Here is a 19,031-nt window from a genome sequence, read left to right on the forward strand (position 1 = left end):
CGCGGGCAGCCGTGGGCCGACGGGACGTCGTGACACGCACCGCTGGGTGTTCGGGAGCAACGGGGGGATCCGCTGCGACCCGACGCGCCGTTCGTGCACAGTTGTGGATAACTCTGTGGATGCCTCTATTCTCCGTGTCCACGTCGTGTCGGTCCCCGGGGACCGACCGCAGGGCAGTCACACCGAGGGGAGGGGGCGCTGAGGTGTCCGACCACCAGGCCGATCTGGGTCGCGTGTGGGAGCAGGTCGTGCAGGAGCTGGCAGCCAGCACGTTGTCCCCGCAGCAACGCGCGTGGATGCGCGTGACCCGCCCCATCGGTCTGCTCGACGGGACCGCGCTGCTGGCCGCGCCTTCCGACTTCGCGAAAGAGGCGATCGAGCGGGCGCTGCGCGAGCCGATCACGGCCGCGCTGTCGCGCCGACTGGGCCGGGCGGTGTCCCTGGCGGTGAAGGTCGATTCACCCGAACCGGTGAACAGCCCGCCGACCACGCCGATCCCCGTGCCCGGCATCAAGCCGATGCCGATGCCCGTGCCGGGCCCGCCGACCAACGGCATCGGGCAGACCGAACTGCCGGTCGGCCCCGCCGGCGTCGTCGGCACCGAGGAGTCCGAGACCGACGAAGAGGTCGACGAGGAGGGCGACGCGCTCGCCGCCGTCACCGAGATCTGGCCCACGTTCAGCGGCGGCGCGCCCAGCGGCACGCCGTTCACCCGGCCCGCGAACCCGGCCTCGTCGCAGACCCGGCTCAACGAGAAGTACAACTTCGACACCTTCGTGATCGGCGCGTCGAACCGGTTCGCCCACGCGGCGGCGGTCGCGGTCGCCGAGGCGCCGGCCCGCGCGTACAACCCGCTGTTCATCTGGGGCGAGTCCGGGCTGGGCAAGACCCACCTGCTGCACGCCGTCGGGCACTACGCCCAGCGGCTGTTCCCCGGGATGCGCGTGCGGTACGTGTCGACCGAGGAGTTCACCAACGACTTCATCAACTCGCTGCGCGACGACCGGAAGGTCGCGTTCCAGCGGCGCTACCGCGACATCGACGTGCTGCTGGTGGACGACATCCAGTTCCTGGAGGGCAAGGAAGGCACCCAGGAGGAGTTCTTCCACACGTTCAACACGCTGCACAACTCGAACAAGCAGATCGTGGTGTCCTCCGACCGGCCGCCCAAGCGGCTGGAGACGCTGGAGGACCGGCTGCGCACCCGGTTCGAGTGGGGTCTGATCACCGACATCCAGCCGCCCGAGCTGGAGACCCGGATCGCGATCCTGCGCAAGAAGGCCGCCCAGGACCGCCTGGCCGCGCCCGCCGACGTGCTGGAGTTCATCGCGTCGCGGATCGAGCGCAACATCCGGGAGCTGGAGGGCGCGCTCATCCGGGTCACCGCGTTCGCGTCGCTGAACCGGCAGCCGGTGGACATCCAGCTCGCCGAGATAGTGCTGCGCGACCTCATCCCGGACTCGCACGCGCCGGAGATCACCGCGCCGACCATCATGGCGGTCACCGCGGAGTTCTTCAGCGTGACCATGGACGACCTGTGCGGCCCGGGGAAGACGAAGGTCCTCGCCCAGGCCCGCCAGATCTCCATGTACCTGTGCCGCGAACTCACCGACCTGTCGCTGCCGAAGATCGGCCAGACGTTCGGCGGGCGCGACCACACGACCGTCATGCACGCGGACAAGAAGATCCGCAAGGAGATGGCCGAGCGCCGCCGGGTGTACGAGCAGGTGCAGGAGCTGACCTCGCGCATCAAGCAGCGCGCCCGTCACACCCCCTGAGGCGGATCCACCCCGAGACGAGAACGCGGCGGCGACCCGGTGAGGTCGCCGCCGCGTCGCGTTGTGGCCGGAGGTCAGGCCGGGTCGAACGTGCCGCGCTTGACCGCGTCGCGGAACGCCGCCGCCCCGGCCTGGTCGAGCGCCAGCACCGGGCTCGCCGCGCCGAGCTTGCTGTCCCGCAGCGCAACACCACCGTCCCCCAGCGAGGCCACCTCGACACAGTTCGACTGGGACTGCGACCGGGTCGACTTCCGCCACATCGGTGCAGGTAGCCGCATCAATCACACACCCACTTCGTCTCGCAGACCGACAATCCGACGCAGCGACAGTGTCGCACTGAGCGCGACCTCCCCGAGTCGTCCAGCGCGACGGAGATAAGGAGTGGTGAACGCCTCGGCGTCCAGGAACGCGCCCGAGCGGGCCATCTCGACGTGCACCACGGTTTGCGGCGGGATGTCCAAGACCATGAAGGCACCGACGCGGCCCAGGCGTGGCATCGACCGGGTCGGCACCACCCGGATCGTCACGTTCGGGCGCTCGGCGGCGACCGCCAGGGCGGCCAACTGGTCCCGGTGGATGTCGTCGTTGCCGATCAACGCCGGTTCGCCGAGCAGCGCGGTGTAGTGGACGTCGTCGCGGTCCAGCCGCTCCTGCCGCCGCAGCCGCGCGGCGAGCCGCGATTCGACCTCGGTGGAGGTGAGCCCGTCGTCCAGCATGAACGCGCGGGCGTAGTCCGGCGTCTGGAGCAGGCCCGGCACCAGCAGCGGCGACCAGTCGGTGATTCGCGTCGCGCGCTCCTCGTAGTCGGCCAGGGTCGCCGACTCCTGGGTGAGGCCGGGCGCGTTGAGCTGCTCCCGACGCGGGCCGGTGACGCCGTACAAGCCGAGCAGTCCGGCGACCGCTCTGCACGACGCCGAGTCGGTCGCCGCTGCCGAGCTGGTCGCCACGACCGCGTTCGACGCCGGCGCGCAGGCGCGGCGCGCGGCGGCCCTGGCCGGGGAGCGGGCCGACGCGGCCGAGCGGGCCGGGCGGCTCGACTTGGCGCGGCGGCTGCGCCGGGAGGCGGACGCGGCGGTCGGGGCGGCCGAGACCGCGCAGCGGGCCGCGGAGGAAGCGGCCCGGACGATCGACGCCGCCGAGGCCGCGACCGACCGGCTCGACCGGGTGCTGCGCGAGACCGCCGACGCCACCGCGACCGCCGAACGGGCCGGGCGGTCGCCGCGACCGGTCGGCTGACGCGCCGCGCGGCTCGGCCGCCCCGTCCCCGGGGGCCTCCGCCCGCACCCGGGGACGGGGCGGCGCACCCGGGTGCGGGCGGCTCGGGTCGGGGCCGGCCCCGGGTGCGGCGGGCCCGGATCGGGCTCGCGCCCGGGTGCCGGACGGCCGGGGGCGAGGTCCGGTGACGGGTGCCGGGACGCTCGCCGTGCGGGGCGCAAACGTTCGCGGAGGGGCGGTTCCGGGCTGTCCGCGGCCGTTCGACGGGCTCGCCGAACGAGGTCCGCGGGCGCTCGAACCCGGGGCCGACCCCGGGTGGTGGCGGGCGATCTCCAGGTGAACCGGCGGCTTCCGGTTGTCCACAGGGCCGCAAAAGTCGCCGATCGGGGGAGATCCAGGCCACGATCACCCTGTGCAGCACCCGGGTACAACCCCGCCCACACCCGGGGATACACCCGGGGACAACTCGGCTCATCTGTGGACCGAACGGAGCACCGCCGTAGTTCTCCCCGGGTGCGGCGATCTGTCCCCGGGTGACAACCCGTGTTCGTCCACACCTCCAAGGGGGTGACGAGCTGCGAGAACGCCTGTTGTCCACACAATCCACAACCCTTACTGCTGTTGCTGTTGTCTTCCCTTGAAGAGAAGAACAAAGAAAAAACAGCGGGGGTCGGGCCCGGGGACAGGGCGCCGCCCCCGGGGGAACCCGGGTGTGGCCCCGAGGTGACGAACCGCTCCCCGACGCTCTACGGTGGAGCCTCCGCGCCGAGGGTCGGAACGATCCGGCGAGGGACGCGGCTCCCCAACCCCCACCGCAACGCTCGCTGTTGTCGTGGACCATGCCGACTTGAGGACTTTGAGAGAGGACGCCTCATGAAGATCCGCGTCGAGCGCGACGGCTTGGCCGACGCCGTCGCCTGGGTCGCGCGCAGCCTGCCGTCGAGGCCGCCGGTCCCGGTGCTCGGTGGTGTTCTGCTCGACGCCGGGGCGGAGGACGGCTCCGGCGAGGCGCTCACCGTCTCGGGGTTCGACTACGAGGTCTCGGCGCAGTGCGGCGTGCCGGCCACGATCGCGGACGGCGGCAAGGCGCTGGTCTCCGGCCGGCTGCTCGCGGACATCACCAAGGCGCTGCCCAACCACCCGGTCGAGATCGCCGTCGACGGCTCCCGGATGACGATCAGCTGCGGCTCGGCGCGCTTCTCGCTGCCGACCATGCCGGTCGAGGACTACCCCCAGCTGCCGTCCATGCCGCAGCTCGCGGGCCAGCTGCCCGGCGAGGTGTTCGGCGAGGCGGTCTCCCAGGTCGCTGTCGCGGCGGGCAAGGACGACACGCTGCCGATGCTGACCGGCGTCCGGTTGGAGATCGGCGAGGGCAAGCTGACCCTGGTCGCCACCGACCGCTTCCGGCTCGCGATGCGCGAGTTCGAGTGGCAGCCCGACGACTCGCTCGGCGAGGTCGCGGTGCTCGTGCCGGCCAAGACGCTCAACGACTCCGCGAAGACGCTCGGCGCGTCCGGCGCGAAGATCGAACTCTCGCTCGCCGCGAACGACGGCCTGCTGGGCCTGTCCGGCACCGGGCGGCGCACCACCACCCGGCTGCTCGACGCGGACTTCCCGAAGTACCGCCAGCTGCTGCCGACCGAGCACTCCGCCGCCGCGATCATCGAGGTCGACTCGCTGGTGCAGGCGATCAAGCGGGTCTCGCTGGTCGCCGAGCGCGGCACGCAGGTCCGGCTGGAGTTCGCCGACTCGGTGCTCAAGCTCTCCGCCGGCGGTGACGACGAGGGCAGCGCCGAGGAGGAGCTGCCGGTCGACTACACCGGCGACGCGGTCACCATCGCGTTCAACCCGACCTACCTGCACGAGGGCCTCCAGGCGGTGCGCACCCCCAAGGCGCACTTGTCGTTCACCACACCCAGCCGCCCGGCGCTGCTCAAGCCGGTGGACGAGGATGGCAACGTGGCGCCCGGCTACCTCTACCTGCTCATGCCCGTGCGCCTGCCCGGCTGATCAACCAAGACCCAGGGGAGAACACGACCGTGCAGCTCGGACTCGTCGGCCTCGGCAAGATGGGCTTCAACATGCGCGAGCGGATCCGCCGCGCGGGTCACGAGGTGGTGGGCTACGACCGCAACCCGGACGTGACCGACGCCGGCTCGCTGGCCGGGATGGTGGACAAGCTCGCCGCGCCGCGCGTGGTGTGGGTGATGGTGCCCGCCGGTGACATCACCCGGCAGACCATCGCCGAACTCGGCGACCTGCTCGCGCCCGGCGACCTGGTGATCGACGGCGGCAACTCGCGGTTCACCGACGACTCGAAGAACGCCGAGGCGCTCGACGCCAAGGGGATCGCGTACGTCGACGCCGGCGTGTCCGGCGGCGTGTGGGGCCTGGACAACGGCTACGGCCTGATGGTCGGCGGCGAGGCCGAGCACGTCGAGCGGGCGATGCCGATCTTCGACGCGCTGCGCCCGGAGGGTCCGCGCGAGGAGGGTTTCGCGCACGCGGGCAAGGTCGGCGCGGGGCACTTCGCGAAGATGGTGCACAACGGCATCGAGTACGGCCTGATGCAGGCCTACGCCGAGGGCTTCGAACTGCTCGAAGCCTCGAAGCTGGTCGAGGACGTGCCGGCCACGATCAAGGCGTGGCAGCGCGGCACCGTGGTCCGCTCCTGGCTGCTGGACCTGCTGGTCCGCGCGCTGGACTCGGACCCGGAGCTGGACGACCTGCGCGGACACGTCGAGGACTCCGGCGAGGGCCGGTGGACCGTCGAGGAGGCGATCAACCACGCGGTGCCCGCGCCGGTGATCTCCGCCGCGCTGTTCGCCCGGTTCGCCTCCCGCCAGGACGACTCGCCCGCGATGCGCGCGGTCGCCGCGTTGCGCAACCAGTTCGGCGGCCACGCCGTGCAGGCTGCCGGTCCCTCTTCCGGTTCCGGCAGCACACAGAGCTGAGCCTTGTACGTCCGACACCTGCAAGTCGCGGACTTCAGATCGTGGGAGCAGGCGGACCTGGCGTTCGAGCCGGGGGTGAGCGTGCTCGTCGGGCGCAACGGCCAGGGCAAGACGAACCTGGTCGAGGCGCTCGGCTACGTGGCCACCCTCGGCTCGCACCGGGTGGCGACCGACGCGCCGCTGATCCGGCACGGGGCTGCGCGCGCGGTGGTGCGCGTGGCGGTGGTCAACGAGGGCCGGGAGCTGCTGGTCGAGCTGGAGATCACCGCGGGCAAGGCGAACCGGGCGCGGATCAACCGCGGCCCGGTGCCGCGCCCGCGTGACGTGCTGGGCATCCTGCGCACGGTGCTGTTCGCGCCGGAAGACCTGGCGCTGGTGCGCGGCGACCCCGGTGAGCGGCGGCGGTTCCTCGACGAGTTGCTCACCACCCGGTCTCCTCGTTACGCCGGTGTGCGCAGCGACTACGAGCGGGTGTTGAAGCAGCGCGGCGCGCTGCTCAAGAGCATCCGGTCGGTGCGGTCGGCGGACGTGGGCACGCTGGACGTGTGGGACGGGCACCTCGCCCGGCACGGCGCGGAGCTGCTGGCGGGCCGGCTGGACCTGGTGGCCGACATCGCGCCGCACGTGGCGCGGTCGTACGCGGAGGTCGCGCCGGAGTCGCGGCCGGCGGTGATCGGGTACCGGTCGAGCCTGGGCGAGGCGTTCCCGGGCACGCACGACCGGGCGGCGCTGGAGGAAGCGCTGCTGGCCGAGCTGCGCCGGGTGCGCGGGCAGGAGATCGACCGGGGCGTGTGCCTGGTCGGCCCGCACCGCGACGACCTGGAGCTGGCGCTCGGCGAGCTGCCCGCGAAGGGCTACGCCAGTCACGGAGAGTCATGGTCCTTCGCCTTGGCCCTGCGGCTCGGCGGCTACGAGATGCTGCGTGTCGAGGGCTCCGAGCCGGTGCTCGTGCTGGACGATGTGTTCGCCGAACTCGACCGGGATCGGCGGCGGCAACTGGCGAAGGTGGCTGCGGCGGCGGAGCAGGTTTTCATCACCGCGGCGGTCGCCGAGGACGTGCCCGAGGAGCTGGAGGGCGCGCGTTTCGAGGTTCGCCACGGGGAGGTGCACCGTGCCTGAGGAGATCCGCCAATCGGGTGTGATTGGACCCACATCTGGGGACAACCCTGTGGATGGTGTGGATAACTCGGCCACAGAAGGGCACCTGTCCACACCTGAAGTCACACAAGGGGGTGGATTGAGGGGGTCGGACCTCGCTCGGGCCGCCCTGGAGGCCGCGCGGGCGTCGGCCAAGGAGCGCGGTTCGCGGGTCGCCCGCAAGGGCTCGTCGGGTGGCGCCGCCCGTCGCCGCCGGCGGCGCTGGTCGGGGCCGGGGCCGGACGACCGGGACCCGCAGCCGCTGGGCAGGCTGGCCTCCCGGATCGCCGCCGACCGGGGGTGGACCGAGCGGTTGGCAGGCGGCCAGGTGTTCGCCCGGTGGCCGAAACTGGTCGGCGAGGACGTGGCCGAGCACGCGCAGCCCGTCGCTTTCAGTGACGGAGAGTTGACCGTCCAGGCCGATTCCACGGCGTGGGCCACCCAGTTGCGACTGCTGCAGCGGGAGCTGCTGAAGCGGATCGCGGCCGGTGTCGGCAACGGCGTCGTGCACAAGCTCAAGGTGCAGGGGCCGGCGGCACCCAGCTGGCGGTACGGGCCCAGGCACGTTCCGGGCCGCGGACCACGTGACACCTACGGGTGAGCTTCGCCAGGGCGTCAGCGGCGATTCTACGGCGCGGTGAGCGCTCAGCAGCCGTTTCACACCCCGGCAACCGCCTCGCGGACCCTTGCGTCTTCACTTTGGGCCGTCTGTGAGCAAACCAGGGGTGTCCTTGGTGGGTTTCTGGACGTCTCGCCCAGTAGAATCGAGGGGTATAGCGTGACCGCAGCGTCGCACCCTCCGGTGGCGAGTCGCTTGACGTCCGAGGAGACACCAGGCCCGTGGCAGCCAAGAAGAATGAGTACAGCGCGTCTTCGATCACCGTCCTAGAGGGTCTGGAGGCGGTCCGCAAGCGGCCCGGCATGTACATCGGGTCGACCGGCGAGCGCGGTCTGCACCACCTCATCTGGGAGGTCGTGGACAACTCCGTCGACGAGGCCATGGCCGGGTACGCGACCAAGGTCGACGTCACCCTGCTGGCCAACGGCGGCGTCCGGGTCATCGACGACGGCCGGGGCATCCCGGTCGGCATGCACCCCGTGGAGCAGAAGCCCACCCTGGAGGTGGTGCTGACCAAGCTGCACGCCGGCGGCAAGTTCGACAGCGACTCCTACGCGGTGTCCGGCGGCCTGCACGGCGTCGGCATCTCCGTGGTGAACGCGCTGTCGACCGCGATCGACGTCGAGGTCAAGACCGACGGTTTCACGTGGAACCAGCGGTTCGAGGCCAGCAAGCCCGCGCACGAGCTGCGCCAGGGCGAGGCGACCGAGGAGACCGGCACGACCATCACGTACTGGGCGGACCCGGAGATCTTCGAGACCACCGAGTACAACATCGAGACCATCTCGCGCCGGTTGCAGGAGATGGCGTTCCTCAACAAGGGGCTCACCATCATCCTGCGCGACGAGCGCGTGCAGGACTCCGACGCCGAGGCCGACGCCGAGGGCCACGTCGCGGCGGTCAAGGAGCGCAAGTTCCACTACCCCGGCGGCCTGGAGGACTTCGTCCGCCACATCAACCACACCCGCGAGGCCGTGCACGAGAAGGTCATCTCGTTCGAGGCCAAGGGCGAGGACCTCGAAGTCGAGGTCGCGATGCAGTGGAACACCGGCTACACGCCGTCGGTCTACACCTTCGCCAACACCATCAACACGCACGAGGGCGGCACCCACGAAGAGGGCTTCCGCGCCGCGCTGACCCGCGTGGTCAACGAGTACGCGCGCGAGAAGAAGCTGCTCAAGGAGAAGGACACCAACCTCACCGGCGACGACATCCGCGAGGGTCTGGCCGCGATCATCTCGGTGAAGCTCAAGGAGCCCCAGTTCGAGGGGCAGACGAAGACCAAGCTGGGCAACAGCGAGGCCAAGTCGTTCGTGCAGAAGTCCGCGAACGAGCACCTGGCCGACTGGTTCGAGCGCCACCCGAACGAGACCAAGACGATCGTCACCAAGGCGGTCTCCTCCGCCCAGGCCCGGATCGCCGCGCGCAAGGCCCGCGAGCTGGTCCGCCGCAAGGGCGCGCTGGACATCGGCGGCCTGCCCGGCAAGCTCAAGGACTGCCGCTCCACCAACCCGGAGGAGTGCGAGATCTACGTCGTGGAGGGCGACTCCGCGGGCGGTTCGGCCAAGGAGGGCCGGGACTCCATGTTCCAGGCGATCCTGCCGATCCGCGGCAAGATCATCAACGTGGAGAAGGCGCGCATCGACCGCGTGCTGAAGAACAACGAGGTCCAGTCGCTGATCACCGCGCTGGGCACCGGCATCCACGACGAGTTCGACCTGAGCAAGCTGCGCTACCACAAGATCGTGCTGATGGCCGACGCCGACGTCGACGGCCAGCACATCCGCACCCTGCTGCTCACCCTGCTGTTCCGCTTCATGCGCCCGCTGCTGGAGACCGGGCACGTGTACCTCGCGCAGCCGCCGCTGTACAAGATCAAGTGGCAGCGGCAGGAGCCGGAGTACGCCTACTCCGACCGCGAGCGCGACGGCCTGATCCAGCAGGGCCTGGCCGCGGGCAAGAAGATCGGCAAGGACGACAACATCCAGCGCTACAAGGGTCTCGGCGAGATGAACGCCGAGGAGCTGTGGGAGACCACGATGGACCCGGCCAACCGGGTGCTGCTCCAGGTGACCATGGACGACGCGGCCACGGCCGACGAGCTGTTCAGCGTGCTGATGGGCGAGGACGTCGAGGCGCGCCGCTCGTTCATCACCCGCAACGCCAAGGGCGTGCGGTTCCTGGACGTCTGAGCGTCTGCGTTAGTCCACCCCGGCCGGCGAAGAGGAAAGAAGAACCGTGACTGAGACGACGCTGCCTCCTGGCGGTGGTGACCGCACCGAGCCGCGCGATCTCCAGCAGGAGATGCAGAACTCGTACATCGACTACGCGATGAGCGTGATCGTCGGCCGGGCGCTGCCCGACGTGCGCGACGGCCTCAAGCCCGTGCACGTCCGCGTCCTGTACTCGATGTTCGACTCGGGCTTCCGCCCGGACCGCAGCTACAACAAGTGCGCCCGCGTGGTCGGCGACGTGATGGGCAACTACCACCCGCACGGCGACTCGGCGATCTACGACGCGCTGGTCCGCCTCGCCCAGCCGTGGGCCCTGCGGTACCCGCTGATCGACGGCCAGGGCAACTTCGGCTCCCAGGGCAACGACCCGGCAGCCGCCATGCGCTACTGCGTGTCATCTGAAAGTCGCGTTCGGCTGGCAGATGGTTCGACGCCGCGCATCGGTGACATCGTGCCGGGCGCGCTGCCGAACAGCGACAACCCGATCGACCTGAAGGTGCTCGACCGCAACGGCGACCCGGTGCGTGCCGACGTGCTGTTCCACTCGGGCGAGCACCCGACGCTGAAGCTGCGCACCCGCAACGGGTACGAGCTGAACGGCACGCACAACCACCCGGTGCTCTGCCTGGTGAGCGTGCTCGGCGTGCCGACGCTGCTGTGGAAGCTGCTGGAGGAGATCCAGCCGGGCGACCGCGTGGTGCTGCAGCGCGCGCCGCAGGACGAGGCGGTGGCGCTCACTCCCGAGCAGGAAGCCGAGGCGCTGCTGGCCGGCGCGTTCGTCAGCGAGGGGTACGTCTCCGAGAACCGCGCGGGTTTCAACAACGTCGACGCGGACTACTTCGCCGGCGTGCTCGCCGCCTACGACCTCGTGGTCGGCGGGGCGCGCTACGCCTACAGCCGCACCATCAAGTCCGGGTCCGTCCTGCACGAACTCGACGTCCAGGAGCTGACCAGCCTCCGGTCGAGCGTGCTCGGCCCGATGTCCGGTCAGCGCAGCGCCGCCAAGCAGGTGCCCGAGTTCGTCTGGCAGGGGGGCACGGGGACCAAGCGGATCTTCCTCGCGTCGCTGTTCACCGGCGACGGCTCGGCCTCCGCCCTGCCGCGCAACACCGTGCAGGTGTCCTACTCGACCCGCAGTTCGCGACTCGCGCGCGAGGTCCAGCAGTTGCTGCTGGAGTTCGGCGTGATCAGCTCGCTGGTGGACTACGAGGACGGCGAGATCAAGGTCGTCGTCACCAATCGGCGGGACGCCCGGCTGTTCGCGCGCAACGTCGGTTTCCTCGGCGTCAAGCAGGACAAGCTCATGGCCGTCCTGGGCGCGATCCCGGCGGAGAGCCGGGCGATGAGCAGTGACCACGTCCCGTTCGTCGGCGACTACATCCGCGCGCACGGCGCGACCCGGTGGACCGAGCGCGACTGGCTGCGCCGGCACAACGTCGACCGCGTGGAGCGGTGGGAGCGGGACCACGACCAGATCTCCGCGCGGATCACCAACCGCGAGGTGCTCGACGTGGTCGAGCCTCTGGTGGACGGGCGGTTCTACTACGCGGCGGTCGAGTCCGTCACGGACGCCGGCGTCCGGGCGGTGTTCAGCCTCCGCGTCGACACCGAGGACCACGCCTTCGTCACGGACGGTTTCGTCAGCCACAACACCGAGTGCCGCCTCACCCCGTTGGCCATGCACATGCTGGCCGACATCGAAGAGGACGCGGTCGACTTCCGGGACAACTACGACGGCCGCATCCAGGAGCCGGTCGTCCTGCCGTCGCGGATCCCGAACCTGCTGATCAACGGCTCGTCCGGGATCGCGGTCGGCATGGCCACCAACATCCCGCCGCACAACCTGCGCGAGGTCGCGGACGGCGTGGTGTGGGCGCTGGACAACCCGGACGCGCCCGACGAGGAGACCCTGGAGGCGATGATCGCCCGGGTCAAGGGCCCGGACTTCCCGACCTACGGGCAGATCCTGGGCACCGCGGGCATCGAGGACGCCTACCGGACCGGTCGCGGCTCGGTGAAGATGCGCGCGGTCGTGGAGATCGACGAGGACAGCAAGGGGCGGACCATCCTGGTCGTCACCGAGTTGCCCTACCAGGTGAACCCGGACAACCTGGTGGAGAACATCGCGAACCTGGTGCGCGACCAGAAGCTGACCGGCATCGCGAACATCGCCGACGAGTCGAACAAGCGCATCGGCATGCGGATCGTGGTGACGCTCAAGCGGGACGCGGTCGCCAAGGTCGTGCTGAACAACCTCTACAAGCACACCCAGCTCCAGTACTCGTTCGGTGTGAACATGCTGTCGCTGGTCGACGGGGTGCCGCGCACGCTGCGCCTGGACCAGATGATCCGGCACTACGTGAAGCACCAGATCGAGGTCATCGTCCGGCGCACCCGCTTCCGGCTGCGCAAGGCCGAGGAGCGCGCCCACATCCTGCGCGGCCTGGTCAAGGCGCTCGACCACCTCGACGAGGTGATCGCGCTGATCCGCCGGTCGGAGACGCCCGACATCGCGCGCACCGGCCTGATCGAGCTGCTCGACGTCGACGAGATCCAGGCCAACGCGATCCTGGAGATGCAGCTGCGCCGGCTGGCCGCGCTGGAGCGGCAGAAGATCATCGACCAGCTGGCCGAGATCGAGGTCGAGATCGCGGACCTCAAGGACATCCTGGAGAAGCCGGAGCGGCAGCGCGCGATCGTGCGCGAGGAGCTGCTGGCGATCGTGGACAAGCACGGCGACGACCGGCGCACGAAGATCGTGCCGTTCGACGGCGACGTGTCGATGGAAGACCTGATCGCGGTCGAGGACGTCGTCGTCACGATCACCCGCACGGGCTACGCCAAGCGCACCAAGACCGACCTCTACCGCTCGCAGAAGCGCGGCGGCAAGGGCGTGCAGGGCGCGCAGCTCAAGCAGGACGACATCGTGCAGCACTTCTTCGTGTGCTCCACGCACGACTGGATCCTGTTCTTCACCAACAAGGGCCGGGTGTACCGGGCCAAGGCGTACGAGCTGCCCGAGGCCAACCGCAACGCGCGCGGCCAGCACGTGGCGAACCTGCTGGCGTTCCAGCCGGACGAGGAGATCGCCCAGGTCATCCAGATCAAGAACTACGGGGTGGCGCCGTACCTGGTGCTGGCCACCAAGAAGGGGTTGGTGAAGAAGTCGAAGCTGTCCGACTTCGATTCCAACCGATCGGGTGGTCTTATCGGCATCAACCTGCGCGACGACGACGAGTTGGTGGGCGCGGTGCTCTGCTCGGCGGAGGACGACCTGCTGCTGGTGTCGGCCGACGGCCAGTCCATCCGGTTCCACGCGGGTGACGAGGCGCTGCGGCCGATGGGCCGCGCCACCTCGGGTGTGCTGGGGATGCGCTTCAACACCGGCGACGAGCTGCTGTCGATGGGTGTCGTGCAGGAGGGCCTGTTTGTTTTGGTGGCCACCGATGGTGGGTACGCCAAGCGCACGCCGATCGAGGACTACCCCGTCCAGGGTCGCGGCGGCAAGGGCGTGCTGACCATCCAGCACGACCGCCGGCGTGGGAGGCTTGTCGGCGCGCTCATCGTCGACGTCGACGACGAGCTGTACGCCATCACCTCCTCGGGCGGGGTCATCCGGACCAGCGCCGTGGAGGTGCGCAAAGCGGGCCGGCAGACGAAGGGCGTCCGGTTGATGAACCTCGGTGAAGGGACCACTCTCATCGCGGTGGCACGCAACGCGGACGAGGCCGGAGACGTCCCCAATGGTGACGGCGGGGAATCGGTCGACGCCGAGCCTGCCAACTAGCGCGCGAACGAGAGGTTGAGGACTGCTCGTGAGTTCACCCGAGAAGCCAGAGGACAAGACCGCGGTGATCACCCGGCCGAGTGCCGAGTCGACACCGGAGCAGCCGGCGGTGCAGACCTCATCGGGTGGGCCCGCCGCGGCGGCCGCCGCCACGCCCGCCGCACCGGCCACGCCGGCCGGCGGGACACCGGCGGCCGAGCCCGCGGCGGCCGAGCAGGAGGCGCCCGCCGCCCCGCCGCCCTGGCAGCGGGTCACCAGTGACGCGCGCTACGGCGAGGCGCAGCAGGTCGGGCCGGGTGACGTGGCACCCGAGCAGCCCACGGTGGAGGTCGGCGCGCAGCCCGCGTACCCGGCCTCCGACCCGGACACGGTGGCGGTGGCCCGCCCGGTGGCGCCCGGTTCGGCCGTGCCGGGCGGTCTGCTCGGCGGTTCGGCCCGGACGTCGGTGAACCTCGGTGCGGCGAACGGCCGGCCGGCGCAGTCCGCGCCGTCGGCCCGCCGCCCCGGCCGGGGTCCGCGCCGGGCGAGCCTCCAGGTCAAGCGGGTCGACCCGTGGTCGGTGCTCAAGCTCGCCCTGGTGCTCAGCGTCGCGCTGTTCTTCGTGTGGCTGGTCGCGGTCGGCGTGCTGTACGGCGTGCTGAACGGCATGGGCGTGTGGGACAAGATCAACAACACCGCGAACGACCTGCTGCAGGGCAACGAGGCGTCCGGCGACCCGTTGATCAGCGCGGGCCGGGTGTTCGGCGTGGCGGCGATCGTGGGCGCGGTCAACATCGTGCTGTTCACGGCGCTGGCGACGGTCGGCGCGTTCGTCTACAACGTGTCGGCCGATCTCGCGGGTGGTCTGGAAGTGACCTTGTCCGAGCGCGAGTGACCCCGGATTTGGGGCCACGACAGTGGATCGTGTACTGTTGCGGTCGTTGCCCCGAGGGCCTATAGCTCAGGCGGTTAGAGCGCTTCACTGATAATGAAGAGGTCGGAGGTTCAAGTCCTCCTAGGCCCACCGGAAGTTCCGCAGGATTGCAGAGGGGAAATGCTGTGAAGAAGATCATCGCACTTGTCGCCGTCGCCGGTGCGGTTCTGTTCTTCGTCAAGCGCAACCGCTCGGCCAAGGCCGACGCGGACCTGTGGCGCGAGGCCACTGCTCCGACCGACTGAACCCGCGAAGGGCGGACATCTGCCGCTCCTCGCGAGGGGACGTAGCTCAATTGGCAGAGCACCGCCTTTGCAAGGCGGGGGTTAGGGGTTCGATTCCCCTCGTCTCCACGTACTGAAGGCTCGCGTGCCGCGCGGGCCTTTTGTCGTTTTCGCCCGCTGCGGTGCGATACCGGAGGAGTCGGCATGGGCCTGGTCACGTGCGGGATCGCGGTGTCGGTGGACGGTTTCGTCGCCGGGCCCAACCAGTCCCTCGATCACCCGATCGGTGAGGGCTCGGACGGGTTGCACCGCTGGATGTTCGAGCAGGCCGACCAGCACACCGCCGAGCTGGCCGCGCTGACGTCGGCCGGCGCGTACGTCATGGGCCGCAACATGTTCAGCCCCGGTCGTGGCGAGTGGGACCCGGACTGGCGCGGCTGGTGGGGCGACGAGCCGCCGTACCACGGGCCGGTGTTCGTGCTGACCCACCACCCGCGCGAGCCGATCGAGATGCTGGGCGGGACGACGTTCCACTTCGTCACCGACGGGATCGAGTCGGCGCTGCGGCGGGCGCGGGCGGCGGCGGGCGACCGGGACGTGTCGATCGCGGGCGGCGCGTCGACCGTGAACCAGTACCTGGCCGCCGGTCTGCTGGACGAGTTGTCGCTGCACATCGCGCCGGTCGTCCTCGGATCGGGTGAGCGGCTGTTCACCGGGGTGGGCGACCTGGACCTGGAACCGGTCGAGGTGCGCGGGACCGATCTCGTGACGCACGTGCGCTACCGGGTGAACAAGAAGTAGGACCGGCTACCGAATGCCGGAAGGCCGGGAGTCGCGACGGTGCGACTCCCGGCCTTCCGGCGTCCAGTCTCCTCAGGCGTTGGCCAGACTGGCCGAGCTGTCGTGCTGCTTGCGCGAGGCGATCACCTTGTCCAGCGCCCAGGAGCCGGGGCCGGTGAACACCAGGAGCAGGAAGACCCAGGAGTACACGGCAGCCAGCTCGCCGTGGTTCTGGATCGGCAGCAGCCCGGCGGGCTGGTGCACCACGAAGTAGGCGTACGCCATCGCCCCGGACGACACCAGCGCGGCGACGCGCGTGCCCAGTCCGAGGGTGATCAGCACACCGCCGACGAGTTCGATCAGCCCGGCCGGACCGCCCGGCCAGGAGGTGATGGACACCGTTTCCTCGGCGCCCAGCACACCGAACAACTTCTGTGCCCCGTGACACACGAACAACACGCCGACGACGATCCGGAACACAGCTAGGGCGTGATCACGACCGCGGTCAAAGACGTTCATCAGGGTCAGTCCTCACATCGCAGGGCGGCCTGGCAGGGGTAAGGACAAGCTAACCCTCATAACGGTGCGTGCCTAGGTCGTCACCCTGTCGATTAGCTGTTGGGATTCTGATTGACTGGCAGCCCTATGAACCGAGCGCTGCGCATTGCCCTGCCATCCCTGCTGGTCCTCGGCGCGCTGACCGCCTGCGGCACCGCGGAACCGGCCAAGACCGGCCCGACGACCCCGCCCGCCACGTCGAGCGCGCAATCGAGCGCGCCCGCACCGGCGGGCCCGCCGGCGGTGCCGGAGCCGACCGCTGATGGGACGTGTCCGTATTTGGAGACGGCGTTCGTCGCCGAGGCCAACGGGCAGTTGGTGCGGAAAGTCCGGCTGTCCGCCGACCAGCCCCGACCGGCCTGTTTCTTCTACGCGAACGCCACCGACGTGCAGCTGTCCGTCTGGGTGTTCGAGGGCGAGCCGAAGACCGCGAAGGCGGTGGTCGACCGGGCCGCGCCGGTCGCGGACTCCAGCCCCGCGTCGGCACCCGCCGGCTGGGCGGGCGGCTCGCTGGCGGGCGACCAGGGCGCGGTCTACGCGGTCGCCAAGGGCGGCGCGGCGGTGGTCGTGACCAGCAACCAGCAGCAGACCATCAAGGCCAAGCGGATCGCCGAGACGGTGATCGGGAACCTGGGCCTGTAGGCGTGCGACCGCGCCGGCCGCCTCCGCCGGAGGTGGTCGGCGCGATCGTGGCCGGGCCGGTCAGTGCCGGTCGGTGACGCTCTGGTCCGCCGGGCGGCCGTTGCGGGCGGCGTGCTCGGCGGTCGTGCGCTCGGTCGCGGGCGGCGGTTCGACCTGCTCGTCGACCTCTTCCAGGTGGACCTCCTCCGGGCGGCGGGTCAGCGCCACGTACCCGGCGACGGCCACCGCGGCGGCCAGGCCCAGCAGCCACGGCCACTTGCGGCTCTTCTTCGGCTGCTGCGCCGCGGCGAAGTCCTTGCGGGCCTGCTTGGCGGCCTTGCGCACGTCCTTCGCGCGCGACCTGGTCTCCTTGCGGGCCCGGTCGGCGACCTTGGTCACGTCCTTGCGGACGCCCTTGGCCTTCTTCGCCAGCTGCTTGCGGGTCTTGCGGGTCGACTTCTCGACCTCCTCGGCCTTCTCCACCAGCGCGCCCGCCCGGTCCGCGACCACGCCGCGCACGTGCTCGGCCGTGACGCCGCGTTCGGCGAGCTTGCCCTCCGCCCGCTCGGCCCACGTGACGGCGGCGTCGGCACCGGCGTGACCTGCGCGGACGGCTCCGCGGCGGACGGCGCGAAGACCCGTGCCGACCGCCTTGCCCACCGATTCACCGGCTCGGGCCATTGCGTCCACCTCGTCCATGTCGCGCTCCACAAGCTGTCGGTCAGTCACCCTCCGGCAATACCCATCCTGCCCCTTCCCGAACCTTCCCGCCCCCGGATGGCACGATGGTGTACGTGGCAGACAGCAACGACTCGCTCGTCGGGACCAAGGTGACGGCCACCCTGCACACCTCGCAGGGTGACATCCGGATCAACCTCTTCCCCGACCACGCGCCCAAGACGGTGGCCAACTTCGTCGGCCTGGCGGAGGGGACCAAGGACTACTCCGAGGCCAACGCGCGCGGGGAGGCCACCGGTCCGTTCTACGACGGTGCGATCTTCCACCGCGTCATCGCGGGCTTCATGCTCCAGGGCGGCGACCCGACCGGGACCGGCCGCGGCGGCCCCGGCTACAAGTTCGCGGACGAGTTCCACCCGGAACTCCAGTTCAACAAGCCCTACCTGCTGGCGATGGCGAACGCCGGGCCCAACTCGAACGGCTCCCAGTTCTTCATCACGGTCTCGCCGACCACGTGGCTGAACTTCAAGCACACGATCTTCGGCGAGGTGGCCGACCAGGAGTCGGTCAACGTGGTCAACGCCATCGGCGGCGCCCCGACCGGTGCCGGCGACCGCCCGGTCACCGACGTGGTGATCGAGAAGGTCTCGATCGAGCGCGCCTCCTGACGCGATGACCTCGCCCACTGCCCCCGGTGACCCGGTCGGTGCCGCCGTCTGCGTGCGGCACCCGGACCGGGCCACCGGGTTGCGGTGCGCGCGGTGCGACCGCCCCGCGTGCCCGGACTGCCTGCGCGAGGCGTCGGTCGGTTTCCAGTGCGTCGACTGCGTGGCCGAGAGCCGGAGCACGGTCCGGCGCGGGAAGACGTTCGTGGGGGCGGAGTTCTCCGCCAAGCTGGTCGTGACGCCGGTGCTGGTCGCGTTGAACGTGCTGGCCTACGTGGTGACGGCGGTCCAGGCGGGCAGCGTGTCGAACAACGCCGCCTCGCCGCTGTTCGCCGATTTCGTGCTGTGGCCGGTCGGCATCTGGTACGGCGAGTGGTGGCGGCTGGTCACCTCCGGGTTCCTGCACTACGGGCCCGCGCACCTGGGGTTGAACATGATCGCCCTGTACGTGCTCGGGCGTGAGCTGGAACCGGCGTTCGGCAAGGTCCGGTTCCTCGCCCTGTACCTGGTGTCGCTGCTCGGCGGCGGGGTCGCGGTGTACCTGTTCGGCGGGATCAACACGCCCGTGGCGGGCGCGTCCGGCGCGGTGTACGGCCTGATGGGCGCGTTGCTGGTGGCCGTGCTCAAGCTCAAGCTCAACCCCGGTTCGGCGCTGGGCGTGATCGGCCTGAACCTGGTGCTCAGCTTCACCCTGCCGGGCATCTCGCTGCTCGGCCACGTGGGCGGGCTGGTGGTCGGCGCGGCGGTGGCCGCCGGGCTGATCTACGCCCCGACCGCGAACCGCGACCGGTACCAGGCCGCCGCGGTGGTCGGCGCGGTCGTGCTGCTGGTCGTGATGGCGTTCGTGCGCACCGGCCAGCTGGGCTGA

At 70.4% G+C, this 19,031-nt stretch carries 17 protein-coding genes, 2 tRNA genes and 1 pseudogene; 16 read left to right on the plus strand and 4 right to left on the minus strand.

What is annotated here, in order from left to right; all coding sequences use genetic code 11:
• Window positions 1-203: 203 nt before the first annotated feature.
• Window positions 204-1,778, plus strand: coding sequence for a chromosomal replication initiator protein DnaA (dnaA, locus tag AC0HI0_RS34785; protein WP_480927717.1), 1,575 nt, complete (start codon window positions 204-206; stop codon window positions 1,776-1,778).
• Between the two features lie 74 nt (window positions 1,779-1,852).
• Here dnaA and AC0HI0_RS34790 read toward each other — a convergent pair whose 3' ends face one another.
• Complete coding sequence (locus tag AC0HI0_RS34790) at window positions 1,853-2,056, minus strand: DUF397 domain-containing protein (RefSeq protein ID WP_480927718.1); 204 nt, start codon at window positions 2,054-2,056, stop codon at window positions 1,853-1,855.
• Between the two features lie 3 nt (window positions 2,057-2,059).
• On the minus strand, window positions 2,060-2,659 hold the full coding sequence (locus tag AC0HI0_RS34795) for a DUF5753 domain-containing protein (protein WP_480927719.1): 600 nt from the start codon (window positions 2,657-2,659) through the stop codon (window positions 2,060-2,062).
• Between AC0HI0_RS34795 and AC0HI0_RS34800 the strand changes: the two genes are divergently transcribed.
• From AC0HI0_RS34800 to AC0HI0_RS34855, 12 genes and pseudogenes are all read left to right on the plus strand, one after another.
• A complete protein-coding gene (locus tag AC0HI0_RS34800; RefSeq protein WP_480927720.1) occupies window positions 2,646-3,014 on the plus strand; it encodes a hypothetical protein in 369 nt (122 codons plus the stop codon). The two genes, AC0HI0_RS34795 and AC0HI0_RS34800, sit on opposite strands and share 14 nt — an antisense overlap.
• 852 nt (window positions 3,015-3,866) lie before the next feature.
• Window positions 3,867-5,003 carry a DNA polymerase III subunit beta gene (dnaN, locus tag AC0HI0_RS34805; RefSeq protein WP_480927721.1) on the plus strand — a complete coding sequence of 379 codons (1,137 nt, stop codon included), beginning with the start codon at window positions 3,867-3,869 and terminating at the stop codon, window positions 5,001-5,003.
• A 29-nt stretch (window positions 5,004-5,032) separates the two neighbouring features.
• Window positions 5,033-5,947, plus strand: a complete 915-nt coding sequence (gene gnd / locus AC0HI0_RS34810; RefSeq protein WP_480927722.1) for a phosphogluconate dehydrogenase (NAD(+)-dependent, decarboxylating) — start codon at window positions 5,033-5,035, stop codon at window positions 5,945-5,947.
• Between the two features lie 3 nt (window positions 5,948-5,950).
• Window positions 5,951-7,066, plus strand: a complete 1,116-nt coding sequence (recF, locus tag AC0HI0_RS34815) for a DNA replication/repair protein RecF (protein ID WP_480927723.1) — start codon at window positions 5,951-5,953, stop codon at window positions 7,064-7,066.
• A 118-nt stretch (window positions 7,067-7,184) separates the two neighbouring features.
• The gene (locus AC0HI0_RS34820; RefSeq protein ID WP_480927724.1) at window positions 7,185-7,685 is read left to right on the plus strand and encodes a DciA family protein; all 501 of its coding nucleotides are present in this window, start codon (window positions 7,185-7,187) and stop codon (window positions 7,683-7,685) included.
• 239 nt (window positions 7,686-7,924) lie between these two features.
• Complete coding sequence (gyrB, locus tag AC0HI0_RS34825) at window positions 7,925-9,895, plus strand: DNA topoisomerase (ATP-hydrolyzing) subunit B (protein WP_480927725.1); 1,971 nt, start codon at window positions 7,925-7,927, stop codon at window positions 9,893-9,895.
• A gap of 46 nt (window positions 9,896-9,941) precedes the next feature.
• Window positions 9,942-13,724, plus strand: coding sequence for an intein-containing DNA gyrase subunit A (gyrA, locus tag AC0HI0_RS34830; RefSeq protein WP_480927726.1), 3,783 nt, complete (start codon window positions 9,942-9,944; stop codon window positions 13,722-13,724).
• Between the two features lie 28 nt (window positions 13,725-13,752).
• A complete protein-coding gene (locus tag AC0HI0_RS34835) occupies window positions 13,753-14,598 on the plus strand; it encodes a DUF3566 domain-containing protein (RefSeq protein ID WP_480927727.1) in 846 nt (281 codons plus the stop codon).
• A gap of 55 nt (window positions 14,599-14,653) precedes the next feature.
• A tRNA-Ile gene (locus tag AC0HI0_RS34840) sits at window positions 14,654-14,727 on the plus strand.
• 35 nt (window positions 14,728-14,762) lie between these two features.
• Window positions 14,763-14,879, plus strand: a pseudogene (locus AC0HI0_RS34845) (DLW-39 family protein); the annotation flags it as partial.
• 38 nt (window positions 14,880-14,917) lie between these two features.
• Window positions 14,918-14,990, plus strand: a tRNA-Ala gene (locus tag AC0HI0_RS34850).
• Window positions 14,991-15,065: 75 nt separating this feature from the next.
• Window positions 15,066-15,662, plus strand: coding sequence for a dihydrofolate reductase family protein (locus AC0HI0_RS34855; protein WP_480927728.1), 597 nt, complete (start codon window positions 15,066-15,068; stop codon window positions 15,660-15,662).
• Window positions 15,663-15,734: 72 nt separating this feature from the next.
• Here the strand turns inward: AC0HI0_RS34855 and AC0HI0_RS34860 are convergent, their stop codons facing one another.
• A complete protein-coding gene (locus tag AC0HI0_RS34860; RefSeq protein ID WP_480927729.1) occupies window positions 15,735-16,160 on the minus strand; it encodes a DoxX family protein in 426 nt (141 codons plus the stop codon).
• A gap of 126 nt (window positions 16,161-16,286) precedes the next feature.
• Between AC0HI0_RS34860 and AC0HI0_RS34865 the strand changes: the two genes are divergently transcribed.
• Window positions 16,287-16,841, plus strand: a complete 555-nt coding sequence (locus AC0HI0_RS34865) for a DUF2020 domain-containing protein (protein ID WP_480927730.1) — start codon at window positions 16,287-16,289, stop codon at window positions 16,839-16,841.
• A 60-nt stretch (window positions 16,842-16,901) separates the two neighbouring features.
• Here the strand turns inward: AC0HI0_RS34865 and AC0HI0_RS34870 are convergent, their stop codons facing one another.
• Window positions 16,902-17,519, minus strand: a complete 618-nt coding sequence (locus AC0HI0_RS34870) for a hypothetical protein (protein ID WP_480927731.1) — start codon at window positions 17,517-17,519, stop codon at window positions 16,902-16,904.
• Between the two features lie 95 nt (window positions 17,520-17,614).
• Here AC0HI0_RS34870 and AC0HI0_RS34875 point away from each other — a divergent pair, with 95 nt between their 5' ends.
• Window positions 17,615-18,166, plus strand: coding sequence for a peptidylprolyl isomerase (locus AC0HI0_RS34875; protein WP_480927732.1), 552 nt, complete (start codon window positions 17,615-17,617; stop codon window positions 18,164-18,166).
• Window positions 18,167-18,170: 4 nt separating this feature from the next.
• Window positions 18,171-19,031, plus strand: coding sequence for a rhomboid family intramembrane serine protease (locus AC0HI0_RS34880; RefSeq protein ID WP_480927733.1), 861 nt, complete (start codon window positions 18,171-18,173; stop codon window positions 19,029-19,031).

This window comes from Saccharothrix sp. NBAS 001 (genome assembly GCF_056640475.1).